The sequence below is a fragment of the Buttiauxella sp. S19-1 genome, from assembly GCF_022134725.1.
GTDB classification, from domain to species: domain Bacteria; phylum Pseudomonadota; class Gammaproteobacteria; order Enterobacterales; family Enterobacteriaceae; genus Buttiauxella; species Buttiauxella ferragutiae.
Genome location: NZ_JAHWLU010000067.1, coordinates 1 through 26,363, shown reverse-complemented (window position 1 = coordinate 26,363; position 26,363 = coordinate 1). Strand labels below are relative to the sequence as shown.

Genomic DNA, 26,363 nt, shown 5'->3' with positions numbered 1-26,363 from the left:
AACTGCCAGAAGGCGTTGAGATGGTAATGCCGGGCGACAACATCAAAATGGTTGTTACCCTGATCCACCCAATCGCGATGGATGACGGTCTGCGTTTCGCAATCCGTGAAGGCGGCCGTACTGTAGGCGCTGGTGTTGTTGCTAAAGTTATCGCTTAATCGCTGATATCTTTGTATGAAAAAAGAGCGCTCAGGCGCTCTTTTTTTTGCATTTTTTGCCGCTTATCACGTGCATCAAACAAGCGTGTGCTATTGTAATCATAACTATTCTCATTTACAATTTGCGCGTAATTTGAACGGGAGTACTTATGTACGTTTGTTTGTGTAATGGTGTTAGTGATAAAAAAATTCGGCAGGCTGTACGCCAGTTTCATCCACAATCTTTCCAGCAGCTTCGCAAGTTTGTGCCAGTGGGTAACCAGTGTGGCAAGTGCATTCGCGCAGCACGAGAAATCATGCAAGAAGAGCTATTGCAGATCCCAGAATTTAAAGAGATTGCCTAAGCCAGTCACTTTTTTTTGACTTACTCCGTGCTACATCTACGCTTCATGTAGTGGAAGCGGAGGGAGTAAAAAATGAAAGGTGATATTAAGATAATAAATTATCTCAATAAATTATTGGGAAACGAGCTTGTCGCGATCAATCAGTATTTTCTCCATGCGAGAATGTTCAAAAACTGGGGTTTAATGCGCCTCAACGAAGTTGAATATCACGAATCCATTGATGAAATGAAACACGCCGATAAATATATCGAGCGTATTTTGTTCCTCGAAGGCATTCCTAACCTGCAAGACTTAGGCAAACTTCATATCGGTGAAGATGTTGAAGAAATGCTTCAGTCTGATCTCAAACTAGAACTGGATGGTGCCAAAGATTTACGTGAGGCTATTGCTTACGCAGATACCATTCATGATTATGTCAGTCGCGATATGCTCATCCAAATTCTTACTGAAGAAGAGCATCATATTGACTGGCTGGAAACTGAATTGGACCTCATCTCTAAAATTGGTTTGCAGAATTATCTTCAGTCGCAAATCAAAGAAGGAAACTGAGTTCTTTAAACTGTGGGAAGGAAGTGCATATCCACCCTATAGAACCACCCGCTATCGCAAGGTTTGGTCCGAAAGGTAGCGGAGTGGTAGTCAGTAACACGTAATTCTTCCGATAAACTCGTGTTATTAATGCCCATATTAGTCCAGTCATCGCTGCAGCAAATATAATCCAACCCAGACTTTGCCATCCATGCCATGCTCCTAGTGCAGCCAAAAGCTTCATATCACCGTGGCCAATGCCCTCGACCTTGCGCCAAAGAAAGTAAATCCAGTAAAGCATCCATAAAATCATATACCCAGCAATTGCACCTATTACACATTCCGACAAATGGTCAGTGGAAAAACAGACTTGATAAAGTAAACCAGACCAAAGCAGAGGATACGTCAATCTATCTGGTAGAAGTAGGCAATGATAATCGACCCATGCTAAACGCAATAGACAGCCAATGTGCAGGCCAATAAAAAGGAATGCCGGAAGAGAAGGGACTATAAGCATCGTGGTTGACCAGTATCAGGCAAAATGAGTTTTAAAGCTAAATCAATGAACTTTGTAAAGCAAAATGGAGTTTGAAGAGTTACGTGTAATGTTCCGCAGAGAATATGCTAATCAGATCGTGTTACAAATTTTGTGGGAGGTGAAGTGCAACCAGATGCAAAAGATTGTTTAATTCGTATCCATGACTTGCTTAAGAAGCAGATTTACGTATAATGCGCGGGCCTGTCTTAATCGACGGCTGGCTCGATATGAGCCTGACAGCGAAGCTGCTGTCGACAATGTTCCCAATTGGGGAACTATGTATGAACGATTACACTCCCCCATCAATCGTAATGGGTGTGAGTAGTGATTTTTTTCGTCTATAAAATAATTGGAGCTATGGTCTCATGCAGAGCCAAAGAATCCGTATCCGCCTTAAAGCGTTTGATCATCGTCTGATCGATCAATCAACTGCGGAAATCGTCGAGACTGCTAAGCGCACTGGTGCGCAAGTACGTGGTCCGATCCCGCTGCCGACCCGCAAAGAGCGCTTTACCGTTCTGATCTCTCCGCACGTCAACAAAGACGCGCGTGATCAGTACGAAATTCGCACTCACAAGCGTCTGGTTGACATCGTTGAGCCAACTGAGAAAACCGTTGATGCTCTGATGCGTCTGGATCTGGCTGCTGGTGTTGACGTGCAGATCAGCCTGGGTTAATCAGGTCATTGACGATTGAGAGGTTGAAACAATGATTGGTTTAGTCGGTAAAAAAGTGGGTATGACCCGTATCTTCACAGAAGACGGCGTTTCTATCCCAGTAACCGTGATCGAAGTAGAAGCAAACCGTGTTACTCAGGTTAAAGACCTGGCTAACGACGGCTACCGTGCTGTTCAAGTTACCACTGGCGCTAAAAAAGCTAGCCGTGTAACTAAGCCGGAAGCTGGTCACTTCGCTAAAGCTGGCGTAGAAGCTGGCCGTGGCCTTTGGGAATTCCGTCTTGCAGAAGGCGAAGAGTTCACTGTAGGTCAAGACATTAGCGTTGAGCTGTTTGCTGAAGTTAAAAAAGTTGACGTAACTGGCACCTCTAAAGGTAAAGGTTTCGCAGGTACCGTTAAGCGCTGGAACTTCCGTACCCAGGACGCTACACACGGTAACTCCTTGTCTCACCGCGTTCCGGGTTCTATCGGTCAGAACCAGACTCCGGGCAAAGTGTTCAAAGGCAAGAAAATGGCAGGCCAACTGGGCAACGAACGTGTAACTGTTCAGAGCCTGGATGTAGTACGCGTTGACGCTGAGCGCAACCTGCTGCTGGTTAAGGGTGCAGTTCCGGGTGCAACCGGTAGCGACCTTATTGTTAAACCAGCTGTGAAGGCGTGAGGAGATAGCAATGGAATTAGTATTGAAAGACGCGCAAAGCGCGCTGACTGTTTCCGAAACTACCTTCGGTCGTGATTTCAACGAAGCGCTGGTACACCAGGTTGTAGTTGCTTATGCAGCTGGTGCCCGTCAAGGTACTCGTGCTCAGAAGACCCGTGCTGAAGTAACTGGTTCCGGTAAAAAGCCGTGGCGCCAGAAAGGTACCGGCCGTGCGCGTTCAGGTTCTATCAAGAGCCCGATCTGGCGTTCCGGTGGCGTAACCTTCGCTGCACGCCCGCAGGACCACAGTCAAAAAGTTAACAAAAAGATGTACCGCGGAGCGCTGAAAAGCATTCTGTCCGAACTGGTACGTCAGGATCGTCTGATCGTTGTCGAACAGTTCTCTGTTGAAGCGCCTAAAACTAAGCTGCTTGCTCAGAAACTGAAAGACATGGCCCTGGAAGATGTGCTGATCGTAACTGGCGAACTGGATGAGAATCTGTTCCTGGCTGCTCGTAACCTGCATAAGGTTGACGTGCGCGACGCAGCAACAATCGATCCAGTTAGCCTGATCGCCTTCGACAAAGTCGTTATGACTGCTGATGCAGTTAAGCAAGTTGAGGAGATGCTGGCATGATCCGTGAAGAACGTCTGCTGAAAGTACTGCGCGCGCCGCACGTATCTGAAAAAGCATCTATGGCGATGGAAAAAACAAATACCATCGTTCTCAAAGTTGCAAAAGACGCGACCAAAGCAGAGATCGTTGCTGCTGTTGAGAAACTGTTCGAAGTTGAAGTTAAAGGCGTTAATACCTTGGTTGTTAAAGGTAAAACTAAGCGTCATGGACAGCGTATCGGTCGTCGTAGCGACTGGAAAAAAGCTTACGTCACCCTGAAGGAAGGCCAGAATCTGGACTTCGTCGGCGGCGCTGAGTAAGTCGGAGGAGAAAAACAATGGCAGTTGTTAAATGTAAACCGACATCTCCGGGTCGTCGCCACGTAGTTAAAGTGGTCAACCCTGAGCTGCATAAGGGCAAACCATTTGCTCCGCTGGTTGAAAAAAACAGCAAATCCGGTGGCCGTAACAACAATGGTCGTATCACTACTCGTCACATCGGTGGTGGTCACAAGCAGGCTTATCGTATTGTTGACTTTAAACGCAACAAAGACGGTATCCCGGCAATTGTTGAACGTCTTGAGTACGATCCGAACCGTTCTGCGAACATCGCACTGGTTCTGTACAAAGATGGCGAACGCCGTTACATCCTGGCCCCTAAAGGCCTGAAAGCTGGCGACCAGATTCAATCTGGCGTTGATGCTGCAATCAAAGCAGGTAACACCCTGCCGATGCGCAATATCCCGGTTGGTTCTACCGTTCATAACGTAGAAATGAAACCAGGTAAAGGCGGTCAGCTTGCACGTTCTGCTGGTACCTATGTGCAGATCGTTGCACGTGATGGTGCTTACGTTACCCTGCGTCTGCGTTCTGGTGAAATGCGTAAAGTCGAAGCTGACTGCCGTGCAACCATGGGCGAAGTCGGTAACTCTGAGCATATGCTCCGCGTTCTGGGTAAAGCAGGTGCTGCACGCTGGCGTGGTGTTCGTCCTACCGTTCGCGGTACTGCGATGAACCCAGTCGACCACCCACATGGTGGTGGTGAAGGTCGTAACTTTGGTAAGCACCCGGTAACTCCGTGGGGCGTTCAGACCAAAGGTAAGAAGACCCGCAGCAACAAGCGTACTGATAAATTCATCGTACGTCGCCGTAGCAAATAATTTTAGAGGATAAGCCATGCCACGTTCTCTCAAGAAAGGTCCTTTTATTGACCTGCACTTGCTGAAGAAGGTAGAGAAAGCGGTGGAAAGCGGTGACAAGAAGCCCCTGCGCACTTGGTCCCGTCGTTCAACGATCTTTCCTAACATGATCGGTTTGACCATCGCTGTCCATAATGGTCGTCAGCATGTTCCGGTATTTGTTTCCGACGAAATGGTCGGTCACAAACTGGGTGAATTTGCACCGACACGTACTTATCGCGGCCACGCTGCTGATAAAAAAGCCAAGAAGAAATAAGTAGGAGGAAGAGATGGAAACTTTAGCTCAACATCGCCACGCTCGTTCTTCTGCTCAAAAGGTTCGCCTTGTTGCAGACCTTATTCGCGGTAAGAAAGTGTCGCAGGCACTGGAAATTTTGACCTTCACCAACAAGAAAGCGGCTGTATTGGTCAAGAAAGTTCTGGAATCTGCCATTGCTAACGCTGAACACAACGATGGCGCTGACATTGACGATCTGAAAGTCGCGAAAATCTTCGTAGACGCAGGCCCAAGCATGAAGCGCATTATGCCGCGTGCAAAAGGTCGTGCAGATCGCATCCTGAAGCGCACCAGCCACATTACTGTGGTTGTGTCCGATCGCTGAGACTCTGGAGACTAGCAATGGGTCAGAAAGTACATCCTAATGGTATTCGCCTGGGTATTGTAAAACCTTGGAACTCTACTTGGTTTGCGAACACCAAAGAATTCGCTGACAACCTGGACAGCGATTTTAAAGTTCGTCAGTACCTGACTAAGGAACTGGCGAAGGCGTCTGTATCTCGTATCGTTATCGAGCGTCCAGCTAAGAGCATCCGTGTGACTATTCACACTGCTCGCCCTGGCATCGTAATCGGTAAGAAAGGCGAAGACGTAGAAAAACTGCGCAAGGTCGTAGCGGATATCGCTGGCGTTCCTGCACAGATCAATATCGCCGAAGTTCGTAAGCCTGAACTGGACGCAAAATTGGTTGCTGATAGCATCACTTCACAGCTGGAACGTCGTGTTATGTTCCGTCGTGCTATGAAGCGTGCTGTACAGAATGCCATGCGTCTGGGCGCTAAAGGTATCAAAGTTGAAGTTAGCGGCCGTCTGGGTGGCGCTGAGATCGCACGTACCGAATGGTATCGTGAAGGTCGCGTGCCATTGCACACACTGCGTGCTGACATTGACTACAACACCTCTGAAGCGCACACCACTTATGGTGTAATCGGCGTTAAAGTGTGGATCTTCAAAGGTGAGATCCTGGGTGGGATGGCTGCTGTTGAACAACCGGAAAAACCGGCTGCTCAACCTAAAAAGCAGCAGCGTAAAGGCCGTAAGTAAGGAGAGTCGCTGTGTTACAACCAAAGCGTACAAAATTCCGTAAAGTGCACAAAGGCCGCAACCGTGGTCTGGCTGCTGGTACGGATGTTAGCTTCGGCACTTTCGGTCTGAAAGCTGTTGGCCGTGGTCGTCTGACTGCACGTCAGATCGAAGCAGCACGTCGTGCAATGACCCGTGCAGTTAAGCGTCAGGGTAAGATCTGGATCCGTGTATTCCCGGACAAACCGATCACCGAAAAGCCGCTTGAAGTGCGTATGGGTAAAGGTAAAGGCAACGTAGAGTATTGGGTTGCCTTGATTCAGCCTGGCAAAGTCCTGTATGAAATGGACGGCGTACCAGAAGAGCTGGCCCGTGAAGCATTCAAGCTGGCAGCAGCGAAACTGCCGATTAAAACCACCTTTGTAACTAAGACGGTGATGTAATGAAAGCAAAAGAGCTGCGTGAAAAGAGTGTTGAAGAGCTGAACACCGAGCTGCTGAATTTGCTGCGTGAGCAGTTCAATCTGCGTATGCAAGCAGCAAGTGGCCAGCTGCAACAGACTCACCTGCTGAAGCAAGTGCGTCGTGATGTTGCACGTGTTAAGACTTTATTGACTCAGAAGGCGGGTGCGTAATGACCGATAAAATCCGTACTCTGCAAGGTCGCGTGATTAGCAACAAAATGGAGAAATCCATCGTTGTTGCTATCGAACGTGTGGTGAAACACCCGATTTACGGCAAATTCATCAAACGTACGACCAAACTGCACGTACATGACGAGAGCAATGAATGTGGTATCGGTGACGTGGTTGAAATCCGCGAATGCCGTCCACTGTCCAAGACTAAGTCCTGGACACTTGTTCGCGTTGTAGATAAAGCTGTTCTGTAATACAGTGAGCTTTGTCTAACGAATAAACGGCTCAGTAAATGAGCCGTTTATTTTTTCTACCCATATTCAGGAACCGGTGTTATAATGCCGCGCCCTCGTTTATGGGGCTTTTTAACGACCTAATTATGGGTCCCGAAGTAGTAGTTGACATTAGCGGAGCACTGAAATGATCCAAGAACAGACTATGCTGACCGTAGCCGACAACTCCGGCGCGCGTCGCGTAATGTGTATCAAGGTTCTGGGTGGCTCGCACCGTCGCTACGCAGGCGTCGGCGACATCATCAAAATTACCATCAAGGAAGCAATTCCTCGTGGTAAGGTGAAGAAAGGCGATGTCCTGAAAGCGGTAGTGGTGCGCACCAGGAAGGGTGTTCGTCGCCCGGACGGTTCTGTCATTCGCTTCGATGGTAATGCATGCGTTATTTTAAACAATAACAGCGAGCAACCAATCGGCACGCGTATTTTTGGGCCGGTAACTCGTGAACTGCGTAATGAAAAGTTCATGAAAATTATCTCTCTGGCACCAGAAGTACTCTAAGGAGCGAATCATGGCAGCTAAAATCCGTCGTGATGACGAAGTTATCGTGTTAACCGGTAAAGATAAAGGTAAGCGCGGTAAAGTTAAGAATGTCTTGTCTTCCGGCAAGCTTATTGTTGAAGGTATTAACCTGGTTAAGAAACATCAGAAGCCGGTTCCGGCCCTGAACCAACCAGGTGGCATCGTTGAAAAAGAAGCTGCTATTCAAGTTTCTAACGTTGCACTCTTCAATGCGGCAACCGGCAAGGCTGACCGTGTAGGCTTTAGATTCGAAGAGGGCAAAAAAGTCCGTTTCTTCAAATCTAACAGCGAAACTATCAAGTAATTTGGAGTAGTACGATGGCGAAACTGCATGATTACTACAAAGACGAAGTAGTTACAAAACTCATGACTGAGTTTAACTACAATTCTGTCATGCAAGTCCCTCGGGTCGAGAAGATCACCCTGAACATGGGTGTGGGTGAAGCGATCGCTGACAAGAAACTGCTGGATAACGCAGCAGCTGACTTGACAGCAATCTCCGGTCAAAAGCCGTTGATCACCAAAGCACGCAAATCAGTTGCAGGCTTCAAAATCCGTCAGGGCTATCCGATCGGCTGTAAAGTAACTCTGCGTGGCGAACGCATGTGGGAGTTTCTTGAGCGCCTGATCACCATTGCTGTACCGCGTATCCGTGACTTCCGTGGCTTGTCCGCTAAGTCATTCGATGGCCGTGGTAACTACAGCATGGGTGTCCGTGAGCAGATCATCTTCCCAGAAATCGACTATGACAAAGTCGATCGCGTTCGTGGTTTGGATATTACCATTACCACTACTGCGAAATCTGATGATGAAGGCCGTGCTCTGCTGGCAGCCTTTAACTTCCCATTCCGTAAGTAAGGTAGGGTTACTAATGGCTAAGCAATCGATGAAAGCACGCGAAGTCGTTCGCGTGAAACTGGCCGACAAATACCGCGCTAAACGCGAGGAATTGAAAGCTATCATCTCTGGTGTGAACTCATCCGACGAAGATCGTTGGGATGCTGTTCTTAAGCTGCAGTCTCTGCCGCGTGATTCCAGCCCGTCCCGTCAGCGTAACCGCTGCCGCCAAACTGGTCGTCCGCATGGTTATGTGGGCAAATTCGGGTTGAGCCGTATCAAGCTTCGTGAAGCCGCTATGCGCGGTGAAGTACCTGGCTTGAAGAAGGCTAGCTGGTAATATCCAATTGAATCACGGGAGTAAAGACAGATGAGCATGCAAGATCCGATCGCGGATATGCTGACCCGTATCCGTAACGGTCAAGCCGCGAATAAAGTTGCGGTCACCATGCCTTCCTCCAAGCTGAAATTGGCAATTGCCAACGTGCTGAAAGAAGAAGGCTATATTGAAGATTTTAAAATCGAAGGCGACATCAAGCCTGAACTGGAACTGACTCTTAAGTATTTCCAGGGCAAGGCTGTGGTAGAGAGCATTCAGCGAGTCAGCCGCCCAGGTCTGCGCATCTATAAGAAAAAAGATGAGCTGCCTAAAGTTATGGCCGGTATGGGTATTGCTGTCGTTTCTACCTCTAAAGGTGTTATGACTGATCGTGCAGCGCGCCAAGCTGGTCTTGGTGGCGAAATTATCTGCTACGTAGCCTAATTGGAGGAATAAAATGTCTCGTGTTGCTAAAGCACCGGTCGTTATTCCTGCTGGCGTAGAGGTAAAACTCAACGGTCAGGTTATTTCGATCAAAGGTAAGAACGGCGAGCTGACTCGTACAATCAACGATGCTGTTGAAGTTAAACACGCTGATAATGCACTGACTTTCGCTCCACGCGAAGGTTTTGCTAACGCGTGGGCCCAAGCGGGTACCACTCGTGCGCTGTTAAATGCAATGGTTATCGGTGTTACCGAAGGCTTCACTAAGAAGCTGCAGCTGGTTGGTGTAGGTTATCGTGCAGCAGTTAAAGGCAATGCGGTGAGTTTGGCCCTGGGCTTCTCTCATCCTGTTGAACATGCTCTGCCAGCGGGAATCACTGCTGAATGTCCAACTCAAACTGAAATCGTGCTGAAAGGCGCTGATAAGCAGATGATTGGACAAGTGGCTGCTGATCTGCGCGCCTACCGTCGTCCTGAGCCTTATAAAGGCAAGGGTGTTCGTTACGCCGACGAAGTCGTGCGTACCAAAGAGGCTAAGAAGAAGTAAGGTAACACTATGGATAAGAAATCTGCTCGTATCCGTCGTGCGACCCGCGCACGTCACAAGCTCAAAGAACTGGGTGCGACTCGTCTGGTGATTCACCGTACGCCTCGTCATATTTATGCACAGGTTATCGCACCGAACGGTTCAGAAGTCCTGGTAGCTGCATCTACTGTAGAGAAAGCTATCGCTGAGCAACTGAAGTACACTGGAAATAAAGACGCCGCTACAGCTGTGGGTAAAGCTGTTGCAGAGCGCGCACTGGAAAAAGGTATTACGAAAGTATCCTTTGACCGTGCTGGTTTCCAATATCATGGTCGTGTCCAGGCACTGGCAGATGCTGCCCGTGATGCTGGCCTTCAGTTCTAAGGTAGAGGTGTAAGATGGCTCACATCGAAAAACAAGCTGGCGAACTGCAGGAAAAGCTGATCGCGGTAAATCGCGTATCTAAAACCGTTAAAGGTGGTCGTATTTTCTCCTTCACTGCTCTGACAGTGGTTGGCGATGGTAACGGTCGCATTGGTTTTGGTTACGGAAAAGCGCGTGAAGTTCCAGCAGCTATCCAGAAAGCGATGGAAAAAGCCCGTCGCAACATGATTAACGTCGCGCTGAACCACGGCACCCTGCAGCACCCTGTTAAAGGTGTGCACACAGGTTCTCGTGTGTTCATGCAGCCGGCTTCCCAGGGTACCGGTATTATTGCCGGTGGTGCAATGCGCGCCGTTCTGGAAGTCGCTGGAGTTCATAACGTTTTGGCTAAAGCATATGGTTCCACCAACCCGATTAACGTGGTTCGTGCAACTATTGATGGCCTGGCGAATATGAAGTCTCCGGAAATGGTCGCTGCCAAGCGTGGTAAATCCGTTGAAGAAATTCTGGGGTAATTGACCATGGCAAAGACTATTAAAATTACACAAACCCGCAGTGCAATCGGTCGTCTGCCGAAACACAAGGCAACGCTGCTTGGCCTGGGTCTGCGTCGTATTGGCCACACCGTAGAGCGCGAGGATACTCCTGCTGTACGTGGTATGGTCAACGCGGTTTCCTACATGGTTAAAGTTGAGGAGTAAGAGATGCGTTTAAATACTCTGTCTCCGGCCGAAGGGTCTAAGCACGCTTCCAAGCGTCTGGGTCGTGGTATCGGTTCTGGCCTCGGTAAAACCGGCGGTCGTGGTCACAAAGGTCAGAACTCTCGTTCTGGCGGTGGCGTACGTCGTGGTTTTGAAGGTGGTCAGATGCCGTTGTACCGTCGTCTGCCGAAGTTTGGTTTCACCTCTCGCAAAGCAATGATCACCGGTGAGATTCGTCTCTCTGATCTGGCGAAAGTTGAAGGCGACGTAGTTGACCTGAACACGCTGAAAGCAGCAAACATTATCGGTATTCAGATTGAATTCGCGAAAGTGATTCTGTCTGGCGAGGTTTCTCGTCCGGTAACTGTTCGCGGCCTGCGTGTCACTAAAGGCGCTCGTGCTGCTATCGAAGCTGCTGGCGGTAAAATCGAGGAATAAGTAGCAGATGGCAAAGCAACCGGGATTAGATTTTCAAAGTGCTAAAGGCGGGCTTGGTGAGCTGAAACGCAGACTGATGTTTGTTATCGGTGCGCTGATTGTTTTCCGCATTGGCTCTTTTATTCCGATCCCTGGTATTGATGCCGCTGTACTTGCCAAACTGCTTGAGCAACAGCGAGGCACTATCATTGAAATGTTTAACATGTTCTCTGGTGGTGCACTCAGCCGTGCTTCTATCTTTGCATTGGGTATCATGCCGTATATTTCGGCATCGATTATTATCCAGCTGTTAACGGTGGTTCACCCAGCGTTAGCAGAGTTGAAGAAGGAAGGGGAATCTGGCCGTCGTAAGATTAGTCAGTACACCCGTTACGGAACTCTGGTGCTGGCAATATTCCAGTCGATCGGTATTGCTACCGGTTTACCGAATATGCCTGGTATGCAGGGCCTGGTGTTAAACCCAGGCTTTGCATTCTACTTCACCGCTGTTGTGAGTCTTGTCACGGGAACGATGTTCCTTATGTGGCTGGGCGAACAGATTACTGAGCGTGGTATCGGCAACGGTATCTCAATCATAATCTTCGCTGGTATTGTTGCGGGTTTGCCGCCGGCCGTTGGCCATACTATCGAGCAAGCAAGGCAAGGCGACCTGCACTTCCTTCTGTTGCTGTTGGTTGCAGTACTAGTATTCGCAGTGACCTTCTTCGTTGTTTTTGTTGAACGTGGTCAACGCCGCATTGTGGTAAACTACGCAAAACGTCAACAAGGTCGTCGTGTCTATGCTGCGCAGAGCACGCATTTACCGCTGAAAGTGAATATGGCTGGTGTTATTCCAGCAATCTTTGCTTCCAGTATTATTCTGTTCCCTGCAACGATTGCATCGTGGTTTGGGGGCGGAACCGGTTGGAACTGGCTGACTACAATTTCGCTGTATTTGCAGCCTGGGCAACCGCTTTATGTGTTACTCTATGCGTCTGCAATCATCTTCTTCTGTTTCTTCTATACGGCGTTGGTTTTCAACCCTCGTGAAACAGCAGATAACCTGAAGAAGTCCGGTGCATTTGTACCAGGAATTCGTCCGGGAGAACAAACGGCGAAGTATATTGATAAAGTAATGACCCGCCTGACCTTGGTTGGTGCGTTGTACATTACCTTTATCTGCCTAATCCCGGAGTTCATGCGTGACGCAATGAAAGTGCCTTTCTACTTCGGTGGAACCTCGCTGCTCATTGTTGTCGTGGTTATCATGGACTTTATGGCTCAAGTGCAAACTCTGATGATGTCTAGTCAGTACGAGTCTGCATTGAAGAAAGCGAATCTGAAAGGCTACGGCCGTTAATAGTCGCTTGAGAAGTTACGGAGAGTAAAAATGAAAGTTCGTGCTTCCGTCAAGAAATTATGTCGTAACTGCAAAATCGTTAAGCGTGACGGTGTTATTCGCGTGATTTGCAGCGCCGAACCGAAGCATAAACAGCGTCAAGGCTGATTATCTCGCATATTTTTCTTGCAAAGTTGGGTTGAGCTGGCTAGATTAGCCAGCCAATCTTTTGTATGTCTATGCGTTTCCATTTGAGTATCCTGAAAACGGGCTTTTCGGTATGGGACGCATAATCTAAATAGTAGGAGTGCATAGTGGCCCGTATAGCAGGCATTAACATTCCTGATCAAAAACATACCGTAATCGCGTTAACTTCGATTTACGGTGTCGGCAAGACTCGCTCAAAGGCAATTTGTGCCGCGGCGGGTATCGCTGAAGATGTTAAGATCAGAGAGCTGTCTGAAGAACAAATCGACACGCTGCGTGACGAAGTTGCCAAATTTGTCGTTGAAGGTGATCTGCGCCGTGAAGTGAGTATGAGCATCAAGCGTCTGATGGACCTTGGTTGCTATCGCGGTTTGCGTCATCGTCGTGGTCTGCCAGTGCGCGGTCAGCGTACGAAGACCAACGCACGTACCCGTAAGGGTCCGCGCAAACCGATCAAGAAATAATCGGGGTGATTGAATAATGGCAAAGGCACCAATTCGTGCACGTAAGCGTGTAAGAAAACAAGTCTCTGACGGCGTGGCTCATGTCCATGCTTCTTTCAACAACACTATCGTTACTATTACTGATCGTCAGGGTAACGCATTGGGTTGGGCAACTGCCGGTGGTTCCGGTTTCCGTGGTTCTCGCAAATCGACTCCGTTCGCAGCTCAGGTTGCAGCAGAGCGTTGCGCAGAAGCCGTGAAAGAATACGGTATCAAGAACCTGGAAGTTATGGTTAAGGGACCGGGTCCAGGCCGCGAATCTACCATTCGTGCTCTGAACGCCGCTGGTTTCCGCATCACTAATATTACTGATGTGACTCCGATCCCTCACAACGGTTGTCGTCCGCCGAAAAAACGTCGCGTATAACGCTCGTTTTTAGGAATGTTGGAGAAAGAAAATGGCAAGATATTTGGGTCCTAAGCTCAAGCTGAGCCGTCGCGAGGGCACAGACCTGTTCCTGAAGTCTGGTGTTCGCGCGATCGATACCAAGTGTAAAATTGAACAAGCTCCTGGCCAGCACGGTGCGCGTAAACCGCGTCTGTCTGACTATGGTGTGCAGTTGCGTGAAAAGCAAAAAGTTCGCCGCATGTTCGGTGTTCTGGAGCGTCAGTTCCGTAACTACTATAAAGAAGCAGCTCGTCTGAAAGGCAACACCGGTGAAAACCTGTTGGCTCTGCTGGAAGGTCGTCTTGACAACGTTGTTTACCGTATGGGCTTCGGTGCTACTCGTGCAGAATCACGTCAGCTCGTTAGCCACAAAGCAGTAATGGTAAATGGTCGCGTTGTTAACATCGCTTCTTATCAGGTAACTCCGAATGACGTAGTTAGCATCCGTGAGAAAGCCAAAAAGCAATCTCGCGTGAAGGCCGCTCTGGAGCTGGCTGAACAGCGTGAAAAGCCAACCTGGCTGGAAGTTGATGCTGCTAAGATGGAAGGTGTGTTCAAGCGTAAGCCTGAGCGTACTGATCTGTCTGCGGACATTAACGAACACCTGATCGTCGAGCTTTACTCCAAGTAAAGCTTAGTACCAAAGAGAGGACACAATGCAGGGTTCTGTGACAGAGTTTCTAAAACCGCGCCTGGTAGATATCGAGCAAGTGAGTTCGACGCACGCCAAGGTGACCCTTGAGCCTTTAGAGCGTGGCTTTGGCCATACTCTTGGTAATGCACTGCGCCGTATTCTGCTCTCATCGATGCCGGGTTGCGCGGTGACAGAGGTTGAGATTGATGGTGTACTACACGAGTACAGCACCAAAGAAGGCGTTCAGGAGGATATCCTGGAAATCCTGCTCAACCTGAAAGGGCTGGCGGTGAGAGTTCAAGGTAAAGATGATGTTATTCTTACTCTGAATAAGTCTGGCATTGGCCCTGTGACTGCAGCCGATATCACCCATGATGGTGATGTCGAAATCGTCAAGCCGCAGCATGTGATCTGCCACCTGACCGATGAGAACGCATCTATTAGTATGCGTATCAAAGTTCAGCGCGGTCGCGGTTACGTGCCGGCCTCTGCCCGAATTCATTCGGAAGAAGATGAGCGCCCAATCGGCCGTCTGCTGGTCGACGCCTGCTACAGCCCTGTAGAGCGAATTGCCTACAATGTTGAAGCTGCGCGTGTAGAACAGCGCACCGACCTGGATAAGCTGGTCATCGAAATGGAAACCAACGGCACAATCGATCCTGAAGAGGCGATTCGTCGTGCGGCAACCATTCTGGCTGAACAACTTGAAGCTTTCGTTGATTTACGTGATGTACGTCAGCCAGAAGTTAAAGAAGAGAAACCAGAATTCGATCCGATCCTGCTGCGCCCTGTTGACGATCTGGAATTGACTGTCCGCTCTGCTAACTGCCTTAAGGCAGAAGCTATCCACTATATCGGTGATCTGGTACAGCGTACCGAAGTTGAGCTGCTCAAAACGCCTAACTTGGGTAAAAAATCTCTTACTGAGATTAAAGATGTGCTGGCTTCCCGTGGTTTGTCTCTGGGCATGCGCCTAGAAAACTGGCCACCGGCAAGCATCGCTGACGAGTAACCGGATCACAGGTTAAGGTTTTACTGAGAAGGATAAGGTCATGCGCCATCGTAAGAGTGGTCGTCAACTGAACCGCAACAGCAGCCATCGCCAGGCTATGTTCCGCAATATGGCAGGTTCACTGGTTCGTCATGAGATCATCAAGACGACTCTGCCTAAAGCGAAAGAGCTGCGTCGCGTAGTTGAGCCGCTGATTACTCTTGCCAAGACTGATAGCGTTGCTAATCGTCGTCTGGCATTCGCCCGTACTCGTGATAACGAGATCGTGGCAAAACTGTTTAATGAACTGGGTCCGCGTTTTGCAGCCCGTACTGGTGGTTACACTCGTATTCTTAAGTGTGGCTTCCGTGCAGGTGACAATGCTCCGATGGCTTACATCGAGCTGGTTGATCGCGCCGAGTCTCAAACAGAAGCTGCTGCAGAGTAATCTGTAGTAACATGGAAAAACCGGGCTTGCCCGGTTTTTTTATATCTGTAGTTTCCCTTCATGCATCAATTCATCGTATCTTTATTTCATCTCTAACAAACGCCGACATAAGTTATGTGGTTAATCGACCAGTGGTCAGAACGTCATATTCTTGATGCGCAACGCAATGGGGAGTTTGACTCTCTACGGGGCTCCGGTGCTCCTCTTAAACTCGACGATGATTCATTTATTCCACCAGAGCTTCGAGTAGCCTGGCGTATTTTGAAAAACTCGGGTTGTTTACCTCCGGTACTCCAGCAACGAAAAGATGCCATTGAGCTAAATGAGCTTCTTCATTCAATTGATCGAGAAAATTCAGAGTACCTGGGTATAAGTAAGAAACTGGCATTACTTGAGTTAAAACTGCAACAGGCAGGTATGAGCACCGATTTTCTTCGCGGTGAATATGCCGACAAATTACTTCATAAAATTGATGAGGAATGAATGATCATGTTTCGCATTGGAGAGTTGGCCAGACTGGCGGATGTAACTCCTGACACCATACGTTACTATGAAAAACAGCAAATGATGGATCATGAAGTCAGAACTGAAGGTGGTTTTCGGCTTTATAGTGAAAGTGATTTGCAGCGTCTGAAGTTCATTCGTTACGCCAAGCAATTAGGTTTTACACTGGAAACTATCCGCGAGTTGTTGTCGATCCGAATTGATCCTGAACATCACACGTGTCAGGAGTCAAAGAGCATCGTGCAGTCGAGGCTTGTAGAAGTAGAGTCTAAAATAAAAGAACTTCAGCATATGCGACGATCGTTGCAGAGACTCAATGATGCTTGTTGTGGAAGTGCTCACAGCACTGCATATTGTTCAATTCTTGAGGCCCTTGAACAAGGTGCAAGTCGGAGAAAAGAATAAATTGCGATTCAGCAAATACGAGCATACACTTGCGCCGTTATTTTAAACAATCTGGAGTTTGTATGAGTAAATATCAGCATAAGAAAGGGGTCATCAAAGATAATGCCATTGAGGCTTTGTTACATGACCCGCTGTTTCGTCAGCGAGTTGAGCAGAATAAGAAAGGGAAGGGAAGCTATCAGCGTACTGTTAAGCATGGTAAAAAAGGTAACTGGGAGGCCAGTGGCAAACAAGCAAATTGCTTTTTTACCACTGGCCTTCCTCGTTTAATTAGCGCAATTAAACTCGCTCGTTCTGTTGTTTTAGCAGGTCGCGGATTTCGCTAAGTAATACTTCTTCTTTAGTTGGTGCCGCTGGCGCTGCAGGTTCTTCTATTTTTTTGCGGTTCAATTGATTCATTCCTTTGATTGCCAGGAAAATTGCGAAAGCAACAATCACGAAATCAAAGATATTTTGAATAAAGATACCGTAATGCATAACCACTGCTGGAATATCACCAGCCGCAGGTCGTAGAATTAAGGCGAATTGCTTAAAATCAACGCCCCCAATCAGCAATCCAAGTGGCGGCATAATAATATCCGCAACCAATGATGAAACAATTTTCCCGAATGCTGCCCCAATAATCACACCCACTGCCAAATCTACAACGTTCCCACGCATAGCAAATTCGCGGAATTCTTTTAACATGCTCATTTTTCTCTCCTTGTACTGGCTGACGTTAATAAGTTTAACAAATGATAACCCGATTGCCATTACATTATGGTAATAAGATTTTGATGCTAATTCCTTAATAACATGGTGGTTTTTAGAATTGTTGGAATAGCTTGGCGGAGAAATTCCCCGCCAAATAGTATTACAAGAAGAATGGGCTTGGTTGGAACAATCTTTCTACATCGCTGACAAATTTCTTATCTGTCAGGAACATAATTACATGGTCGCCTTGTTCAATACGCAAATTGTCATTAGCGATCATGACGTCATTACCACGTACAACTGCGCCAATAATTGTTCCTGGTGGAAGTTTTATTTCATCAATTGAACGACCGACAACTCGTGAAGTACTTTCATCACCATGAGCAACGGCTTCAATCGCTTCAGCTACACCTCGACGCAGAGAGGAAACACCGACGATATCGGCTTTACGCACGTGCCCGAGCAAAGCCGAAATGGTGGCTTGTTGTGGTGAAATAGCAATATCAATCACGCTACCTTGAACCAGGTCAACGTAGGCTTTGCGCTGGATAAGCACCATAACTTTCTTGGCACCCATACGCTTCGCTAGCATCGCGGACATAATATTTGCTTCATCGTCGTTAGTGACGGCAATAAACAAATCGACTTGTTCAATATGTTCTTCGGCTAATAATTCCTGATCTGAGGCATCACCATAGAAAACAATAGTGTTTTGCAACATTTCAGCCAGTTCGGCCGCGCGTTGCGAATCACGCTCAATGAGTTTAACGCTGTAGTCTTTTTCAAGACGTTGCGCGAGACCCGCCCCAATATTCCCTCCACCGACCAGCATGATACGTTTATAGGGTTTCTCGAGCCGTTGTAATTCACTCATTACCGCTCGAATATGCTGAGAAGCGGCAATGAAAAATACTTCGTCCCCGGCTTCAACAATAGTTGAACCTTGCGGACGAATTGGCCTGTCGTGTCGGAAAATAGCAGCAACGCGAGTTTCAATATGCGGCATATGCTCACGCATAGTAGAAAGTGCATTGCCCACTAACGGGCCGCCATAATAGGCTTTCACCACTGCAAGGCTAACTTTCCCCTCGGCAAAATTAACAACCTGTAGTGCACCAGGATACTCAATAAGGCGATAAATATTGTCGATAACTAGCTGTTCAGGTGCGATTAGGTGGTCAATTGGCACCGCTTCGGCGTTAAATAAGCGCTCGGCATCCCTCACATAATCTGGAGCACGGATACGCGCAATACGATTTGGAGTATTAAAAAGCGAATACGCTACCTGGCAGGCAATCATATTCGTTTCGTCCGAACTGGTTACTGCGACCAGCATATCGGCATCATCTGCGCCGGCTTCACGCAAAACGCGTGGATGCGAGCCATGCCCCTGCACAACGCGTAAATCAAACTTATCTTGCAAGCTGCGCAGACGATCTTGATTGGTATCAACAACAGTAATGTCGTTGTTTTCACCTACCAGGTTTTCTGCCAGTGTGCCGCCGACCTGGCCCGCACCGAGAATGATTATTTTCATTTTTTATAGCTTCATTGGTGATGAAACCTAAGACTCAGCAAACCTGAATCAGCTTTTAATTAGCTTAGCGTAAAAGAAGCCATCACCATCTTCCGGAGAAGGGAGATTCTGGATCCCTGGTTTTTCAGGCGTACCGGTTTCAACCAGTTGTGCTTCCGGATGCTGTGCCAGGAAAGCCGCTACCTGTTGCCAGTTTTCTTCTGGCAGGATAGAGCAGGTAGCATAAACCAGTGTGCCACCCGATTTTAGTCTTGGCCAAATAGCCTCAAGAATCTCTTTCTGCAACTCAGCTAATTCAGCAATGTCCCTGTCACGGCGCAACCACTTGATATCTGGATGGCGGCGAATAACACCGGTAGCTGAGCAAGGAGCATCAAGCAGAATACGGTCAAATTGTTGGTTGCCGCACCATTGTTCAGGAAATCGTCCATCACCAGATTTCACATCTGCTGTCATACCCAGGCGCTGAAGGTTTTCGTGTACACGTTTCAGACGTTGTTCATCAATGTCGACCGCCATCACATGCGCTTTAGGGGCTGCTTCCAAAATATGAGTCGTCTTGCCGCCAGGTGCTGCACATAAATCAAGGATCATCTCACCATTTTGCGGATCAAGTAGATCTACCGAACCTTGTGCTGAAGCATCCTGAACGGTAACCCACCCTTGTTCAAAACCAGGTAAGGTATGAACAGGTGCTGGCGTTTCCAGGCGTACCGCATCGCGATACTGAGGATGAATATGACCTTCCAGTTCGCTTTCAGCCAGTAACGCCATCCATTCTTCACGAGTATGGTGTTGGCGATTAACACGCAGCCACATTGGTGGGCGCTGATTATTCGCATCAACTATGGATTGCCATTGATTTGGATAGGATTTTTTCAAACGTTGCAGTAGCCATGTTGGATGCAGGAAACGGCTCTCGTGTTTAGAGGCTTCTACCATCAGTTCTTCTTGCTGACGCTGGAACTGGCGCAGAACGCCATTAATTAAACCTTTGAGCGATTGACGTTTAATTGCAACCGCACCTTCAACGGTTTCTGCAAGAGCGGCATGGGCAGGAATTCTGGTATAAAGCAGCTGATAAAAACCCACCATAATTAAATAGTGAATGGTGCGTTGCTTACCGGTCATTGGGCGGGACATCAACTTGCTGACCAGCCATTCGAGTTGCGGCAAAGTGCGCAATACACCAAAACAGAGCTCTTGAAGCAATGCTTTATCTTTATCAGAAACTTTGTGTTGCGCCGCAGGCAGCACATTACTGAGTGATTGACCTTTTTCCACAACTTGTTCAATCGTCTGTGCGGCCATACTGCGAAGATTTAGTGTTTTTTTCATAACCACGCTCTGGTTTTCCGGCGCTTAAAAACAAAAATGCCCAGGTGTTTGGCCTGGGCGCAAAGAATTTCTTTTATCAGGCGAGAAGTGCACCTGGCTTAAACCATTCGCTGCGAGAGTTCAGGAGATCCTGAGCAGTCATTGCTTTCTTTCCTGCTGGTTGAAGGGATTCCAGATTTAAAATCCCTTCGCCGGTTGCCACCTGAATACCCTGTTTATTGGTTTCAATGATGGTTCCAGGCGCTGCGTCAGTGAGTTGATTGATTACTGATGCTTGCCAGATTTTGACTGGTTGGCCGTCAATTTCCAGCCAACTCATTGGCCATGGGTTAAAGGCGCGGATGCAACGCTCAAGTTGTGCAGCAGATAGCGACCAGTCGATACGAGCCTCTTCCTTGCTGAGTTTCTCCGCGTACGTGACCAATTCCTCGCTCTGAACTTCTGGTGTTGCAAGCCCTGTAGCCAGTTGGTTTAACGTTTCCAGTAACCCTTGTGGCCCAAGATTTGCCAGCTTATCGTAGAGTGTTGCGCTGGTATCAGTGGCTTCAATTGGGCAGGAGAGTTTCACCAGCATATCGCCAGTATCCAGACCCACGTCCATTTGCATAATGGTCACGCCAGTTTCGGCATCACCAGCCCATAACGACCGCTGGATAGGTGCCGCACCACGCCAGCGTGGCAGCAGCGAGCCATGAACATTAATACAGCCCAGGCGTGGCATATCCAGAACTGCTTTTGGCAGAATCAGGCCGTAAGCTACAACCACCATGACATCGGCGTTCAAGCTGGAAACCAGTTCCTGATTTTCGGCCGGACGTAAAGAGGCGGGTTGAAAAACAGGGATATTCTTTTCAGTCGCCAGTACTTTTACAGGGCTCGGCATCAGCTTTTTGCCACGCCCAGCGGGCCTGTCGGGTTGTGTAAATACGCCAACAACCTGGTGCTGAGAAGACAACAGCGCGTCAAGATGACGCGCTGCAAAGTCAGGGGTACCGGCGAAAATAATACGCAGTGAATCAGACACATTATTCCCTTTTGTGATGGATTAGGCGCTCTTATTCAGACGAGCCATTTTTTCCAGTTTCTGACGAATACGCTGACGTTTCAACGGTGAAAGGTAATCGACAAACAGTTTGCCAACCAGATGGTCCATTTCGTGCTGAATACAAATAGCAAGCAGGCCATCGGCTTCTAGTTCATACGGCTGACCTTCACGGTCCAGTGCACGGATTTTGACTCGTTCGGCACGAGGCACTAACGCACGTTGTTCTGGAATAGAGAGGCAACCCTCTTCGATGCCGGTTTCACCGCTTTTTTCCAGCAGCTCTGGATTGATTAAAACCAGGCGCTCGTCGCGGTTTTCAGAAACATCAATCACAATAATTCGTTGGTGGATATCCACCTGTGTTGCTGCAAGGCCAATACCTTCTTCAGCGTACATTGTCTCGAACATGTCATCGACAATCTGCTGAATCTCCGCATTCACCTCTTTGACCGGAGTCGCCACAGTGCGAAGGCGCTCGTCCGGGAAATGTAATACCTGCAAAACTGACATAAATATCCAGAGCTGTGTTCAATTGATAGAAAGATTATTACCTCTATTCTAGACATTTCCCGGCCTGATTGACAGCATCAGTGACCAATCGCAAGGATTGCTTTTATAGCTTATGGCAGGAGGATGAGATGCCACCAAAAGAGATCTGGTTACGTCTGATGGCGGTTCAAAGCCTGAGTGGCGATAAGCTATTAAAAATTGCCCATTTCTTGTTGAAGGAGCCTGAGTGTTCGGTTGTTTCTCTGACGAGAGCAGGCTTATCTACCCAGCAGATTTCTCATTTTCTGGAATTTAGTGGCAAAGAACTGGAAGAGTCATTGGACTGGCTTGAAGTACCTGATCATCATCTTCTCACGGCCGACTGTGAGCATTATCCAGCTCAGTTGCGTGCAATAGATTGCTACCCTGCAGCTTTATTTGTCAGGGGGGATATTGAGCTTCTTTCCAGTAACCAACTCGCCGTAGTGGGTAATCGCAATATTTCCCAATATGGCGAGCGGTGGTGCCGGATGTTTTGCGAACCATTAGCTACTGCCGGGTTAACGATAACCAGTGGTTTGGCTCTGGGTATTGACGCGGTGGCGCACCGCGCGGCAATAAACGTTCACGGGAAAACCATCGCGGTGTTGGGGAATGGGCTGGCTGGAGTTTACCCCAGGCGCCATAAGCAATTGGCCGAACAAATAATTGCGGAAGGAGGGGCGATTATCTCTGAATTTCCTCTAACGACCTCTCCCTATCCGGGCAATTTCCCGCGCAGAAATCGCATCATCAGTGGGCTGAGTCGTGCGGTATTTGTTGTCGAAGCCAGTGAGCGCAGTGGATCGCTGGTCACGGCCCGTTATGCACTCGAGCAAGGCAGGGAACTGTTTGCGTTACCGGGCGCAGTGGGTAGCCCCGGCAGTGAAGGGCCACACTGGTTGATTAAGCAAGGCGCTACACTGGTAAGCCATCCTTCGGACATACTCGAGCACCTGGAAAACGAACTGCAATGGCTTCCTTCACCTCACAAAGCATTAATATATTCATACAATGAGGGGGATCGCACATTGCCATTTCCTGAGCTGTTGGCTAACGTAGGAGATGAGGTTACACCTGTTGACGTCGTCGCTGAACGTGCCGGCCAACCTGTGCCAGAGACGGTAGCCCAGCTACTCGAACTGGAGTTAGCAGGATGGATCGCAGCTGTACCCGGCGGCTATGTCCGATTGAGGAGGGCATGCCATGTTCGACGTACTAATGTACTTATTTGAAACCTACATCCACAACGAAGTGGAAATGCGAGTTGATCAAGATAAATTGACACGTGATCTCGCCGACGCCGGTTTTGATCATGAAGACATTTATAACGCTCTTGTATGGCTTGAAAAACTGGCGGACTATCAGGAAGGTCTGACTGAACCCATGCAACTGGCCGCTGACCCACTTTCAATGCGTATGTATACCGCAGAGGAATGCCAGCGACTTGATGCAACTTGTCGGGGGTTTTTACTGTTCCTTGAACAGATTCAGGTGCTGAACCTCGAAACCCGTGAAATGGTCATTGAGCGAGTATTAGCATTAGACACCGCCGAGTTCGAGCTGGAAGATTTAAAGTGGGTGGTGCTGATGGTGCTGTTCAATATTCCGGGTTGCGAAAACGCTTACCAACAAATGGAAGAATTACTCTTCGAAGTAAATGAAGGTATGCTGCACTAAATTAAAGTCGCAGCATGAGATGTTATGACCAAATCAGCACTGTTCACTGTGCCTAAAAATGAACCCTGCCCTCAATGTGGGGCAGGGTTAGTCATTCGTTCCGGTAAACACGGCCCTTTTCTTGGCTGCTCCCATTATCCGGAATGCGATTATGTACGCCCGCTAAAAAGCCAGGCTGATGGCCACGTAGTTAAAGTGCTTGAAGGTCAGCTTTGCCCTGTATGCCAGAAAAACCTTGTGTTGCGGCAGGGGCGTTTTGGCATGTTTATCGGTTGTAGTGATTATCCAACGTGTGAACACTCGGAAGTCATCGACAAGCCTGATGAAACAGCAATCAGCTGCCCTCAATGCCAGCAAGGGAAATTAGTCCAGCGACGCTCTCGATTCGGCAAAACCTTTTGGTCGTGCGACTGCTATCCAACATGCCAGTTTGTTATAAATAGCAAACCGATGGCTGGTGAATGCACTGCATGTCACTATCCTTTACTTATCGAAAAGAAAACGGCGCAGGGGCTAAAGCAATTCTGTGCCAGTAAACAATGTGGAAAGCCGGTAACGGCGGAATAAAAGCTTGTGAAGACAAACCTGCAATCAGAGCAACTCGTAGAGATCGTTGCCGCCCTAAAACAACAACAAGTCATCGCTTATCCAACCGAAGCTGTCTTTGGTGTCGGTTGTGATCCCGACAGCGAAGTGGCCGTCATGCGTTTGCTTGAACTAAAACATCGCCCCGTCGACAAAGGTCTGATTCTGATCGCTGCGAATTTCGAGCAGCTTCTTCCTTATATAGATAGTGCAACCCTGACTCAAATGCAGCGAGATGCAGTATTTTCCTGCTGGCCGGGGCCTGTGACCTTTGTCTTTCCTGCACTGCCATCCACACCGCGCTGGCTAACAGGCCGATTTGAGTCTTTAGCGGTGAGGGTGACTGACCACCCATTGGTTCGTGAGCTGTGTTTGGCTTATGGCAAACCTTTGGTGTCTACCAGTGCCAATCTGTCCGGGCTGCCGCCTTGCCGTACTGCCGATGAAGTCTTGCTGCAATTTGGCGATGATTTCCCGGTGCTACGTGGCGATACCGGTGGCAGACAGAATCCTTCTGAAATCCGTGACGCTTTGACCGGCGAACTTTTCCGCCAGGGGTAAATAATGGAAACCTTCGCCGTTTTTGGTAATCCCATTCAGCACAGCAAATCTCCGCAAATTCATCAGATGTTTGCTGAGCAATTACAAATTGAGCATCCCTATGGCCGCGTGCTTGCGCCTGTTGATGCTTTTATTGAAACACTTGAGCACTTTTTCCTGGCGGGCGGTAAAGGAATCAACATTACGGTCCCTTTCAAAGAGCAGGCATTCGCCCGGGCCGATGAGCTAACAGAACGCGCTGCGTTAGCTGGCGCGGTAAATACCCTCAAGCGCCTGGAAGATGGTCGTCTGTTAGGCGATAACACCGATGGGATTGGGTTATTAACCGATCTCGAACGCTTATCGCTTATAGAACCGGGCCGACGTGTTTTGCTGCTTGGCGCTGGTGGCGCGGCAAGAGGCGTACTATTGCCGCTGCTCTCGCTTGATTGCGCAGTGACGATCACCAATCGCACCTTTTCACGGGCCCAGGAACTCGCACAATTGTTTAACCATATGGGCAGCATCCAGTCTTTAGAACAATCTGAACTGGAGGGGCATCAATTTGATCTCATCATTAATGCGACTTCCAGTGGTATTGCCGGTGACATTCCTGCTATTCCAGCATCGTTGCTTTCGCACAATGTTCATTGCTACGACATGTTCTACCAAAAGGGCGAAACCCCCTTCTTGCATTGGTGTAAACAGCACGGCGTTCAACATTATGCAGATGGTTTGGGGATGCTGGTGGGGCAGGCTGCGCATGCCTTTTTCTTGTGGCACGGTGTGTTACCTGAAATCGCCCCAGTTATAGAGAAGCTAAAGCAGGAAATGGCGCAGTGAACCAGGCGATCCAATTTCCCGACCGTGAACAATGGGACGATCAACTTCAGGCGATCTGTTTCCCTGCATTAGTAAATGGTTTTCAGGTGATGTGTGGGATTACCGGGGAAATTATCGCCAGCCGTTATGGTGGCGATAATAAAGAATCATGGCTCGAGCTTTTTCGGCAAAACCGCTGGGATCTGGAAGATGAAGCTGAGGAGCTAATTGCCGCAGGTGAGGAGGACAATCAAGGATGCGTCTGGCTTTCCTGAGCGAGATACTCATCTTTCCAGCGAACGTAGTTATTGGCTGAGTATTTTAAGCCTTCGAGTTCTTCAGATTTTAAAGGACGGATCTGTTTTACCGGGCTGCCCAAGTAGAGGTAACCACTTTCAAGACGCTTATTCTGCGGTACCAAACTTCCCGCACCGATCATGACATCATCTTCTATTACTACACCATCAAGCAAAATCGATCCCATCCCCACAAGCACGCGGTTTCCGATCGTGCAGCCGTGCAGCATAACCTTATGCCCAACAGTCACATCTTCCCCAACAACAAGCGGATTACCTTCCGGGTTATAAGAAGACTTATGCGTGACATGTAACACACTACCGTCTTGAATATTGCTACGTGCGCCAATAGCCACATAGTTTACGTCGCCGCGAATAGCGACTAATGGCCAAATGCTCACATCATCGGCAAGGCGCACATCACCAATGACAACACTTGAGCTATCAAGCATCACGCGCTGGCCTATTTCAGGATAAGTTTTTTGGAAAGGTCGTAATACTGCGGACATAAATACCTCTGACAGTTCTCTTTATAGATAGACTGTGGCTGCTTTCTTAGCCTATGGCAAGGAGGTAAAGCATCAAAAACAGGGCAGATCGAACACGATCACAGCGAAAAGGGCGAAAACTAATCAGTCGGAAGAAAAGATCGAAAAAAGAGTTGTGCAATAAAAAGAGATCCCTATAATGCGCCTCCATCGACACGGAACATGTGAACAACATCACAGAGTAACGGCGGCGATGAGAGTCAAATATCCTGAAATTAAGGGTTGACTCTGAAAGAGGAAAGCGTAATATACGCCACC

The 26,363-nt window shown here is 48.4% G+C and carries 46 protein-coding genes and 1 pseudogene; 40 read left to right on the top strand and 7 right to left on the bottom strand.

Translation table 11 applies throughout. From position 1 onward, the window contains the following. From tuf to bfr, 3 genes and pseudogenes are all read left to right on the top strand, one after another. Positions 1–158 (top strand): annotated as a pseudogene (gene tuf / locus MES37_RS15210) (elongation factor Tu); the annotation flags it as partial. Positions 159–307: 149 nt separating this feature from the next. Then, a complete protein-coding gene (gene bfd, locus MES37_RS15205; protein WP_034461786.1) occupies positions 308–502 on the top strand; it encodes a bacterioferritin-associated ferredoxin in 195 nt (64 codons plus the stop codon). 72 nt (positions 503–574) lie between these two features. Continuing rightward, positions 575–1,051, top strand: a complete 477-nt coding sequence (gene bfr, locus MES37_RS15200; RefSeq protein WP_064542973.1) for a bacterioferritin — start codon at positions 575–577, stop codon at positions 1,049–1,051. On the opposite strand, the gene MES37_RS24955 is transcribed toward bfr, so the two are convergent. After that, entirely contained in the window at positions 1,035–1,547 is a 513-nt protein-coding gene (locus tag MES37_RS24955) for a prepilin peptidase (protein WP_074388513.1), read from the bottom strand. The genes bfr and MES37_RS24955 overlap by 17 nt on opposite strands. Before the next feature lie 386 nt (positions 1,548–1,933). On the opposite strand from MES37_RS24955, the gene rpsJ reads away from it, so the two are divergent. The 31 genes from rpsJ (at position 1,934) to MES37_RS15045 (ending at position 16,819) form a co-directional block, all read left to right on the top strand. Beyond that, a complete protein-coding gene (rpsJ, locus tag MES37_RS15195; protein WP_034461784.1) occupies positions 1,934–2,245 on the top strand; it encodes a 30S ribosomal protein S10 in 312 nt (103 codons plus the stop codon). Between the two features lie 31 nt (positions 2,246–2,276). Next, entirely contained in the window at positions 2,277–2,906 is a 630-nt protein-coding gene (gene rplC, locus MES37_RS15190) for a 50S ribosomal protein L3 (protein ID WP_034461783.1), read from the top strand. A 10-nt stretch (positions 2,907–2,916) separates the two neighbouring features. Further along, positions 2,917–3,522: a 50S ribosomal protein L4 gene (gene rplD / locus MES37_RS15185; protein WP_034461782.1), complete on the top strand. Its 606-nt coding sequence runs from the start codon at positions 2,917–2,919 to the stop codon at positions 3,520–3,522. Further along, positions 3,519–3,821 (top strand): 50S ribosomal protein L23, encoded by a 303-nt coding sequence (rplW, locus tag MES37_RS15180; RefSeq protein WP_034499029.1) that lies wholly within the window; start codon positions 3,519–3,521, stop codon positions 3,819–3,821. Before rplD ends, rplW begins: the two co-directional genes overlap by 4 nt. Before the next feature lie 17 nt (positions 3,822–3,838). Beyond that, entirely contained in the window at positions 3,839–4,660 is an 822-nt protein-coding gene (rplB, locus tag MES37_RS15175) for a 50S ribosomal protein L2 (RefSeq protein WP_034499027.1), read from the top strand. Positions 4,661–4,676: 16 nt separating this feature from the next. Next, positions 4,677–4,955, top strand: a complete 279-nt coding sequence (gene rpsS, locus MES37_RS15170; RefSeq protein WP_001138115.1) for a 30S ribosomal protein S19 — start codon at positions 4,677–4,679, stop codon at positions 4,953–4,955. Positions 4,956–4,968: 13 nt separating this feature from the next. Then, complete coding sequence (rplV, locus tag MES37_RS15165) at positions 4,969–5,301, top strand: 50S ribosomal protein L22 (protein ID WP_034461779.1); 333 nt, start codon at positions 4,969–4,971, stop codon at positions 5,299–5,301. A 17-nt stretch (positions 5,302–5,318) separates the two neighbouring features. Continuing rightward, on the top strand, positions 5,319–6,020 hold the full coding sequence (rpsC, locus tag MES37_RS15160; RefSeq protein ID WP_000529945.1) for a 30S ribosomal protein S3: 702 nt from the start codon (positions 5,319–5,321) through the stop codon (positions 6,018–6,020). A gap of 11 nt (positions 6,021–6,031) precedes the next feature. After that, a complete protein-coding gene (rplP, locus tag MES37_RS15155; RefSeq protein ID WP_008927134.1) occupies positions 6,032–6,442 on the top strand; it encodes a 50S ribosomal protein L16 in 411 nt (136 codons plus the stop codon). Next, positions 6,442–6,633, top strand: a complete 192-nt coding sequence (gene rpmC, locus MES37_RS15150) for a 50S ribosomal protein L29 (RefSeq protein WP_008457158.1) — start codon at positions 6,442–6,444, stop codon at positions 6,631–6,633. The genes rplP and rpmC overlap by 1 nt, the downstream gene beginning before the upstream one ends. Then, positions 6,633–6,887, top strand: coding sequence for a 30S ribosomal protein S17 (rpsQ, locus tag MES37_RS15145; protein WP_034499024.1), 255 nt, complete (start codon positions 6,633–6,635; stop codon positions 6,885–6,887). Before rpmC ends, rpsQ begins: the two co-directional genes overlap by 1 nt. A gap of 166 nt (positions 6,888–7,053) precedes the next feature. Continuing rightward, positions 7,054–7,425 carry a 50S ribosomal protein L14 gene (gene rplN / locus MES37_RS15140; RefSeq protein WP_002438705.1) on the top strand — a complete coding sequence of 124 codons (372 nt, stop codon included), beginning with the start codon at positions 7,054–7,056 and terminating at the stop codon, positions 7,423–7,425. 10 nt (positions 7,426–7,435) lie between these two features. Beyond that, positions 7,436–7,750: a 50S ribosomal protein L24 gene (rplX, locus tag MES37_RS15135; protein WP_034461774.1), complete on the top strand. Its 315-nt coding sequence runs from the start codon at positions 7,436–7,438 to the stop codon at positions 7,748–7,750. 14 nt (positions 7,751–7,764) lie between these two features. Beyond that, the gene (gene rplE, locus MES37_RS15130) at positions 7,765–8,304 is read left to right on the top strand and encodes a 50S ribosomal protein L5 (RefSeq protein ID WP_034461772.1); all 540 of its coding nucleotides are present in this window, start codon (positions 7,765–7,767) and stop codon (positions 8,302–8,304) included. Between the two features lie 13 nt (positions 8,305–8,317). After that, a complete protein-coding gene (rpsN, locus tag MES37_RS15125; protein WP_034499021.1) occupies positions 8,318–8,623 on the top strand; it encodes a 30S ribosomal protein S14 in 306 nt (101 codons plus the stop codon). 30 nt (positions 8,624–8,653) lie between these two features. Then, a complete protein-coding gene (gene rpsH / locus MES37_RS15120) occupies positions 8,654–9,046 on the top strand; it encodes a 30S ribosomal protein S8 (protein ID WP_034461770.1) in 393 nt (130 codons plus the stop codon). Positions 9,047–9,059: 13 nt separating this feature from the next. Then, positions 9,060–9,593, top strand: coding sequence for a 50S ribosomal protein L6 (gene rplF / locus MES37_RS15115; RefSeq protein WP_034461769.1), 534 nt, complete (start codon positions 9,060–9,062; stop codon positions 9,591–9,593). Positions 9,594–9,602: 9 nt separating this feature from the next. Continuing rightward, positions 9,603–9,956, top strand: a complete 354-nt coding sequence (rplR, locus tag MES37_RS15110) for a 50S ribosomal protein L18 (protein WP_034461768.1) — start codon at positions 9,603–9,605, stop codon at positions 9,954–9,956. A gap of 14 nt (positions 9,957–9,970) precedes the next feature. Next, positions 9,971–10,471: a 30S ribosomal protein S5 gene (gene rpsE / locus MES37_RS15105; RefSeq protein ID WP_034461766.1), complete on the top strand. Its 501-nt coding sequence runs from the start codon at positions 9,971–9,973 to the stop codon at positions 10,469–10,471. A gap of 6 nt (positions 10,472–10,477) precedes the next feature. Continuing rightward, positions 10,478–10,657 (top strand): 50S ribosomal protein L30, encoded by a 180-nt coding sequence (gene rpmD / locus MES37_RS15100; RefSeq protein WP_004846568.1) that lies wholly within the window; start codon positions 10,478–10,480, stop codon positions 10,655–10,657. 3 nt (positions 10,658–10,660) lie between these two features. Beyond that, a complete protein-coding gene (gene rplO / locus MES37_RS15095; RefSeq protein WP_034461765.1) occupies positions 10,661–11,095 on the top strand; it encodes a 50S ribosomal protein L15 in 435 nt (144 codons plus the stop codon). A 7-nt stretch (positions 11,096–11,102) separates the two neighbouring features. After that, entirely contained in the window at positions 11,103–12,434 is a 1,332-nt protein-coding gene (secY, locus tag MES37_RS15090; protein ID WP_034499015.1) for a preprotein translocase subunit SecY, read from the top strand. A 30-nt stretch (positions 12,435–12,464) separates the two neighbouring features. Then, on the top strand, positions 12,465–12,581 hold the full coding sequence (gene rpmJ, locus MES37_RS15085; protein WP_000868187.1) for a 50S ribosomal protein L36: 117 nt from the start codon (positions 12,465–12,467) through the stop codon (positions 12,579–12,581). Between the two features lie 146 nt (positions 12,582–12,727). Then, positions 12,728–13,084, top strand: coding sequence for a 30S ribosomal protein S13 (gene rpsM / locus MES37_RS15080; RefSeq protein WP_034461763.1), 357 nt, complete (start codon positions 12,728–12,730; stop codon positions 13,082–13,084). Positions 13,085–13,100: 16 nt separating this feature from the next. Continuing rightward, on the top strand, positions 13,101–13,490 hold the full coding sequence (rpsK, locus tag MES37_RS15075; RefSeq protein ID WP_002438687.1) for a 30S ribosomal protein S11: 390 nt from the start codon (positions 13,101–13,103) through the stop codon (positions 13,488–13,490). 31 nt (positions 13,491–13,521) lie between these two features. Then, complete coding sequence (gene rpsD / locus MES37_RS15070) at positions 13,522–14,142, top strand: 30S ribosomal protein S4 (RefSeq protein WP_034461762.1); 621 nt, start codon at positions 13,522–13,524, stop codon at positions 14,140–14,142. 25 nt (positions 14,143–14,167) lie between these two features. Next, positions 14,168–15,157 (top strand): DNA-directed RNA polymerase subunit alpha, encoded by a 990-nt coding sequence (locus MES37_RS15065; RefSeq protein WP_034461761.1) that lies wholly within the window; start codon positions 14,168–14,170, stop codon positions 15,155–15,157. Between the two features lie 40 nt (positions 15,158–15,197). Next, a complete protein-coding gene (rplQ, locus tag MES37_RS15060) occupies positions 15,198–15,584 on the top strand; it encodes a 50S ribosomal protein L17 (protein ID WP_034461760.1) in 387 nt (128 codons plus the stop codon). Between the two features lie 114 nt (positions 15,585–15,698). Continuing rightward, the gene (locus tag MES37_RS15055) at positions 15,699–16,067 is read left to right on the top strand and encodes a DUF1992 domain-containing protein (RefSeq protein ID WP_133522085.1); all 369 of its coding nucleotides are present in this window, start codon (positions 15,699–15,701) and stop codon (positions 16,065–16,067) included. A gap of 6 nt (positions 16,068–16,073) precedes the next feature. Beyond that, positions 16,074–16,493 (top strand): Zn(2+)-responsive transcriptional regulator, encoded by a 420-nt coding sequence (gene zntR, locus MES37_RS15050; protein WP_064543007.1) that lies wholly within the window; start codon positions 16,074–16,076, stop codon positions 16,491–16,493. A gap of 62 nt (positions 16,494–16,555) precedes the next feature. Further along, entirely contained in the window at positions 16,556–16,819 is a 264-nt protein-coding gene (locus MES37_RS15045) for an alternative ribosome-rescue factor A (RefSeq protein WP_237931890.1), read from the top strand. Here the strand turns inward: MES37_RS15045 and mscL are convergent. The 5 genes from mscL to def form a co-directional block, all read right to left on the bottom strand. Continuing rightward, on the bottom strand, positions 16,773–17,186 hold the full coding sequence (mscL, locus tag MES37_RS15040; RefSeq protein ID WP_064542981.1) for a large-conductance mechanosensitive channel protein MscL: 414 nt from the start codon (positions 17,184–17,186) through the stop codon (positions 16,773–16,775). The two genes, MES37_RS15045 and mscL, sit on opposite strands and share 47 nt — an antisense overlap. Before the next feature lie 160 nt (positions 17,187–17,346). After that, on the bottom strand, positions 17,347–18,723 hold the full coding sequence (trkA, locus tag MES37_RS15035; RefSeq protein ID WP_064542983.1) for a Trk system potassium transporter TrkA: 1,377 nt from the start codon (positions 18,721–18,723) through the stop codon (positions 17,347–17,349). A 48-nt stretch (positions 18,724–18,771) separates the two neighbouring features. Next, positions 18,772–20,061 carry a 16S rRNA (cytosine(967)-C(5))-methyltransferase RsmB gene (gene rsmB / locus MES37_RS15030; protein WP_064542986.1) on the bottom strand — a complete coding sequence of 430 codons (1,290 nt, stop codon included), beginning with the start codon at positions 20,059–20,061 and terminating at the stop codon, positions 18,772–18,774. Between the two features lie 76 nt (positions 20,062–20,137). Beyond that, entirely contained in the window at positions 20,138–21,085 is a 948-nt protein-coding gene (gene fmt / locus MES37_RS15025) for a methionyl-tRNA formyltransferase (protein ID WP_064542988.1), read from the bottom strand. A gap of 21 nt (positions 21,086–21,106) precedes the next feature. Next, on the bottom strand, positions 21,107–21,616 hold the full coding sequence (gene def, locus MES37_RS15020) for a peptide deformylase (protein WP_064542990.1): 510 nt from the start codon (positions 21,614–21,616) through the stop codon (positions 21,107–21,109). 128 nt (positions 21,617–21,744) lie between these two features. On the opposite strand from def, the gene dprA reads away from it, so the two are divergent. Genes dprA through MES37_RS14990 form a run of 6 tightly spaced genes read left to right on the top strand, consistent with a single transcriptional unit; the run spans position 21,745 to position 25,536 of the window. Next, the gene (dprA, locus tag MES37_RS15015) at positions 21,745–22,869 is read left to right on the top strand and encodes a DNA-protecting protein DprA (RefSeq protein ID WP_237931892.1); all 1,125 of its coding nucleotides are present in this window, start codon (positions 21,745–21,747) and stop codon (positions 22,867–22,869) included. After that, on the top strand, positions 22,841–23,314 hold the full coding sequence (smg, locus tag MES37_RS15010; RefSeq protein WP_064514233.1) for a DUF494 family protein Smg: 474 nt from the start codon (positions 22,841–22,843) through the stop codon (positions 23,312–23,314). The genes dprA and smg overlap by 29 nt, the downstream gene beginning before the upstream one ends. A gap of 24 nt (positions 23,315–23,338) precedes the next feature. Beyond that, a complete protein-coding gene (locus tag MES37_RS15005; protein ID WP_237931888.1) occupies positions 23,339–23,881 on the top strand; it encodes a DNA topoisomerase family protein in 543 nt (180 codons plus the stop codon). A 6-nt stretch (positions 23,882–23,887) separates the two neighbouring features. Further along, a complete protein-coding gene (tsaC, locus tag MES37_RS15000; protein ID WP_064542999.1) occupies positions 23,888–24,460 on the top strand; it encodes an L-threonylcarbamoyladenylate synthase type 1 TsaC in 573 nt (190 codons plus the stop codon). Between the two features lie 3 nt (positions 24,461–24,463). Then, positions 24,464–25,282, top strand: a complete 819-nt coding sequence (gene aroE / locus MES37_RS14995; RefSeq protein WP_064543001.1) for a shikimate dehydrogenase — start codon at positions 24,464–24,466, stop codon at positions 25,280–25,282. Continuing rightward, a complete protein-coding gene (locus MES37_RS14990) occupies positions 25,279–25,536 on the top strand; it encodes a DUF1488 domain-containing protein (RefSeq protein ID WP_064543003.1) in 258 nt (85 codons plus the stop codon). The genes aroE and MES37_RS14990 overlap by 4 nt, the downstream gene beginning before the upstream one ends. On the opposite strand, the gene MES37_RS14985 is transcribed toward MES37_RS14990, so the two are convergent. Next, the gene (locus MES37_RS14985; protein WP_064543005.1) at positions 25,512–26,066 is read right to left on the bottom strand and encodes a gamma carbonic anhydrase family protein; all 555 of its coding nucleotides are present in this window, start codon (positions 26,064–26,066) and stop codon (positions 25,512–25,514) included. The two genes, MES37_RS14990 and MES37_RS14985, sit on opposite strands and share 25 nt — an antisense overlap. Positions 26,067–26,363: the final 297 nt, after the last annotated feature.